Genomic DNA, 5,000 nt, shown 5'->3' on the forward strand with positions numbered 1-5,000 from the left:
GCACCGCCCTCGTTCGTGAGGCGTATATAGTCGCCACCAACCAGAACTGTCAACAGTCATCGACGATGTTTTTTCGATTTCTCGTGGAGATATCCACGGGGCGGAAATTCGTGAGCTGGCTTGGCTGAAATTGTGAGTGGTGTTCCGCTGAGGATCACTCTTCTACCAAGCTCCCACCTAGGCGGCGGCAGGTGCGTGCCATCGGCCTGAGAATCGCCTCCTGGCGAGTGTCGATCCCCACGCCAGCCTAAGCAGCGCTTCAGAGCCGGCCTTCCAGCAATTCCGCCGTGATGTTGCGGCCGGCGAAAAAATACCCAGGACCAGACCCGTTCGGCATCGACTGCGAAAGCAATGCTGACGGCACGTCGCCAGCTGATGATCCGCGGACCAGGCATGATCTCGACCCGCTCTGTGCCGCACTGTGGAAAAGTCGACACGCTCAGGCAATGGTCGCGCATGCCGACAACGAAATTCCAAGCGATCGCCGGCGACGCACGGGTCGGCTACGTCGTCATAGAACTGGCCGAGTTCAGTTCCGCCTTGGGGTGGAAGACAATGCGGTACTCCATTGCCTATTTGGCTTTCGCCTGCTTCGCGTGATGACGCGCCTCGAGTCGCGGAAAAACCGTCTCGACAGGGATGCCCTTAGCCGGATCCTGCCGGAGCTCGGTCAGGCGCGCCGGAACCTCCTCGCGCAGCCATCTCTCCCGCTCCGCCTCGAAATCCTCGAGCATACGTAGGCCGGCGCGAACATCTCAGGCATTGTTGTAGCGGCCTGATTCGAGCTGCTTCCTGATGAAGCTCTCATAGTGGTTCGTCGTTCAGAGCGTAATCGGGCACGGCAACCTCCTGGAAGATTATGGCGCCGATCAAGCCCGGTAGCAATAATAGCAATGATTGGAAGCGCACGATCACGGTTCGTTTTCCAAGATCTGATGGCGAGAGAATGGTTCGTCGCCTGGTTTTGCAGGGTCCAAAGCGTCCGGTCACCATCGCGCCGGCGCGTGGCGGTTGCCGCGCTGACAGAGCCGGGAGCCAACCGGCTTCGCGTGGGCAAAGGTGCCGAATAACAAAAAGGCCTGCGAGCTGCGGGCGGTTGGGGGTCATGATTTGGCTTTTCTGTCCTACGGCGTCGGCTTCGCCTGCTTCCGACCCCTGGTGCAGGTTAAAATCGCCATCGATCACGGTCCGAACGCAAAAAGCCCGCGTGAAGCGGGCTTTTTTTGTTGGTTGCGGGGACAGGATTTGAACCTGTGACCTTCAGGTTATGAGCCTGACGAGCTACCGGGCTGCTCCACCCCGCGTCACCTCCAGGGCAAGCTCTTGCTTGCTCCGGACTCTCCAGGGCAAGCTCTTGCCTGCTCCGGATCTGAAGCAAGCGTTTGCTTGCTTATCTGGACGTAAGCCTGGGCCTATGAAAAGGATGGCTTACAGATAGGTATATGGCTGACCAAATGAAAGGGCCGCTTGCGCGGCCCGTGATCCCTTGGCGGGCCTTTTCGTAGAGAGAAGATTTCAGTTTCATCCGGTTTGCGGATGAGAGTTCAACGTGCGTTTTGCAGACCTGGCAGCGACCTACTCTCCCGCGTCTTGAGACGAAGTACCATCAGCGCTGGAGCGTTTCACGGCCGAGTTCGGAATGGGATCGGGTGCAGCCGCTCCGCCATAACCACCAGGTCGGCAAAACGCACGTTATATCGAGAAGCTGTTTTTTCGTGCCAAGGCGACGTTTGTGTCTAGCTAACGGACAAAGTCCGCAAGCGCGACTGCGCGTCGCCGGTTTTCCGGCGCCCTCGCGGAGCATAGGCCCTGTTAAGGGCCGCTCATGCGTGAGCGCTGGTCAGATCATCGTGTTCACGATGAGCATAAGGAATGAGAACGATCAAGCCGATCGAACTATTAGTACCGGTAAGCTTCAAGCGTTGCCGCTCTTCCACACCCGGCCTATCAACGTGGTCGTCTTCCACGGTTCTCAGGGAATACTCGTTTTAAGGTGGGTTTCCCGCTTAGATGCCTTCAGCGGTTATCCCGTCCGGATATAGCTACCCTGCTATGCGGCTGGCGCCACAACAGGTCCACCAGAGATCCGTCCATCCCGGTCCTCTCGTACTAGGGACAGATCCTTTCAATATTCCTACACCCACGGCAGATAGGGACCGAACTGTCTCACGACGTTCTGAACCCAACTCACGTACCGCTTTAAATGGCGAACAGCCATACCCTTGGGACCTGCTCCAGCCCCAGGATGCGATGAGTCGACATCGAGGTGCCAAACAACCCCGTCGATATGGACTCTTGGGGGTCATCAGCCTGTTATCCCCGGCGTACCTTTTATCCGTTGAGCGATGGCCCTTCCACGCGGGACCACCGGATCACTATGACCGACTTTCGTCTCTGCTCGACTTGTCAGTCTCGCAGTCAGGCAGGCTTATGCCATTGCACTCAGCGAACGATTTCCGACCGTTCTGAGCCCACCATCGCGCGCCTCCGTTACTCTTTAGGAGGCGACCGCCCCAGTCAAACTACCCACCATACATTGTCCCGGACCCGGATAACGGGCCGCGGTTAGACATCCATAGTAATAAGGGTGGTATTTCAAGGGTGGCTCCACCTGAGCTGGCGCCCAGGTTTCAAAGCCTACCACCTATCCTACACATGCCACTACGAATGCCAATGTAAAGCTATAGTAAAGGTGCACGGGGTCTTTCCGTCTAACCGCAGGAACCCCGCATCTTCACGGGGAATTCAATTTCACTGAGTCTATGCTGGAGACAGCGGGGAAGTCGTTACGCCATTCGTGCAGGTCGGAACTTACCCGACAAGGAATTTCGCTACCTTAGGACCGTTATAGTTACGGCCGCCGTTTACTGGGGCTTCGATTCAGAGCTTGCACCCCTCCTCTTAACCTTCCAGCACCGGGCAGGCGTCAGACCCTATACGTCGTCTTGCGACTTCGCAGAGCCCTGTGTTTTTGATAAACAGTCGCTACCCCCTGGTCTGTGCCACCCTCCTCTACTTGCGTAGAAAAGGGTCACGCTTCTTCCGAAGTTACGCGTGCAATTTGCCGAGTTCCTTCAGCATAGTTCTCTCAAGCGCCTTGGTATACTCTACCTGACCACCAGTGTCGGTTTCGGGTACGGTTTATAAGGAGGAGCTATTTCCTGGAACCGCTCCGCTGCCCGTTCAATCCGATAAGATTGGACAACTTGTGCGATCCGTCACTACCTCCAAGCCCACGAATATTAACGTGGTTCCCATCGACTACGCGTTTCCGCCTCGTCTTAGGGGCCGGCTAACCCTGCTCAGATTAGCTTTAAGCAGGAACCCTTGGTCTTTCGGCGGGGGAGTCTCTCACTCCCCTTACGTTACTCATGTCAGCATTCGCACTTCTGATACCTCCACCACCCCTCACGGGTATGGCTTCGTCAGCTTACAGAACGCTCCGCTACCGCTTGGCCCTTGCGGACCAAACCCTAAGCTTCGGTGTATGGCTTTAGCCCCGTTACATTTTCGGCGCAAAGACCCTTATTTAGACCAGTGAGCTGTTACGCTTTCTTTAAATGATGGCTGCTTCTAAGCCAACATCCTGGTTGTTTTGGGATCCTCACATCCTTTCCCACTTAGCCATAACTTGGGGACCTTAGCTGTAGGTCAGGGTTGTTTCCCTTTTCACGACGGACGTTAGCACCCGCCGTGTGTCTGCCGACTAGTACTCCCAGGTATTCGGAGTTTGGTTAGGTTTGGTAATCCGGTGAGGACCCCTAGCCCATCCAGTGCTCTACCCCCTGGGGTATTCGGTCGACGCTCTACCTAAATAGATTTCGCGGAGAACCAGCTATTTCCGAGTTTGATTGGCCTTTCACCCCTAGCCACAAGTCATCCCGAACTATTGCAACAGTTATGGGTTCGGTCCTCCAGTAAGTGTTACCTTACCTTCAACCTGCTCATGGCTAGATCACTCGGTTTCGGGTCTAATGCGACGAACTGAACGCCCTGTTCAGACTCGCTTTCGCTGCGCCTACACCTAGCGGTTTAAGCTTGCTCGTCACACTAAGTCGCTGACCCATTATACAAAAGGTACGTGGTGACCCTTGCGGGCTCCCACTGTTTGTAGGCAATCGGTTTCAGGTACTCTTTCACTCCCCTTGTCGGGGTGCTTTTCACCTTTCCCTCACGGTACTAGTTCGCTATCGGTCATGCACGAGTACTTAGGCTTGGAAGGTGGTCCTCCCAATTTCAGACAGGATTTCACGTGTCCCGCCTTACTCGAGGACGATTGATCGCATTACGCGTACGGGGCTGTCACCCACTATGGCCCTACTTTCCAGAAGGTTCCGCTTGTCTCTCAATCGCCACTGGCCTGGTCCGGGTTCGCTCGCCACTACTTCCGGAGTCTCGGTTGATGTCCTTTCCTACGGGTACTTAGATGTTTCAGTTCCCCGCGTTCGCCACTTTATCCCTATGTATTCAGGATAAGTTACCTATTATCGATACTTGGAAACCACAGTAGCAGATCGCTCTGCTACTCTGATTTTCCAAGTACCTTAGGTGGGTTTCCCCATTCGGAAATCTACGGATCAAAGGGTATTCGCACCTCCCCGTAGCTTATCGCAGCGTATCACGTCCTTCATCGCCTGTGCATGCCAAGGCATCCACCAATTGCCCTTAAGACACTTGATCGTTCTCATTGCCAATGCCCATCCGCGCAATCCGAAGGATTGTCGCTTCAGCCTCTCCCTTGCGGGGTTGGCGTCCGCGCAATTCCAAAGGAATTGTCGCCTGAACCGGATCCTGTGCGGGATCCACATTCGATGTCATTGGCACAAAAAGACCAGCTTCTCGAGATCGGTTCGAGGGTGCGGTTAGGCAAACCCATCATATGCGGGAGATTGAGCGTCTCCCGCGACAAATCACGAACCTTTCGGCTCATGAAGTTCGAACAAATCTTCTCTTTACGATGTCAAAACAGAACAAGCGGCAAGCCAAGAAGCTCACCACAA

1 protein-coding gene, 1 tRNA gene, 2 rRNA genes and 1 pseudogene are annotated in these 5,000 nt (G+C 55.2%); 1 reads left to right on the plus strand and 4 read right to left on the minus strand.

The window, feature by feature from the left end:
- The first annotated feature begins 351 nt into the window (after positions 1-351).
- Positions 352-600, plus strand: coding sequence for a hypothetical protein (locus tag X727_RS1000000167635; protein WP_023699417.1), 249 nt, complete (start codon positions 352-354; stop codon positions 598-600).
- Here the strand turns inward: X727_RS1000000167635 and X727_RS1000000169735 are convergent.
- From X727_RS1000000169735 to X727_RS164205, 4 genes and pseudogenes are all read right to left on the minus strand, one after another.
- Positions 573-840, minus strand: a pseudogene (locus X727_RS1000000169735) (type II toxin-antitoxin system ParD family antitoxin). The gene X727_RS1000000167635 and the pseudogene X727_RS1000000169735 overlap by 28 nt on opposite strands.
- A gap of 387 nt (positions 841-1,227) precedes the next feature.
- Positions 1,228-1,304, minus strand: a tRNA-Met gene (locus tag X727_RS164215).
- Positions 1,305-1,562: 258 nt separating this feature from the next.
- Positions 1,563-1,677, minus strand: a 5S ribosomal RNA gene (gene rrf, locus X727_RS164210).
- 201 nt (positions 1,678-1,878) lie between these two features.
- Positions 1,879-4,680, minus strand: a 23S ribosomal RNA gene (locus tag X727_RS164205).
- Positions 4,681-5,000: the final 320 nt, after the last annotated feature.

The organism is Mesorhizobium sp. L103C105A0 (assembly GCF_000502215.1).
Classification (GTDB): Bacteria; Pseudomonadota; Alphaproteobacteria; order Rhizobiales; family Rhizobiaceae; genus Mesorhizobium.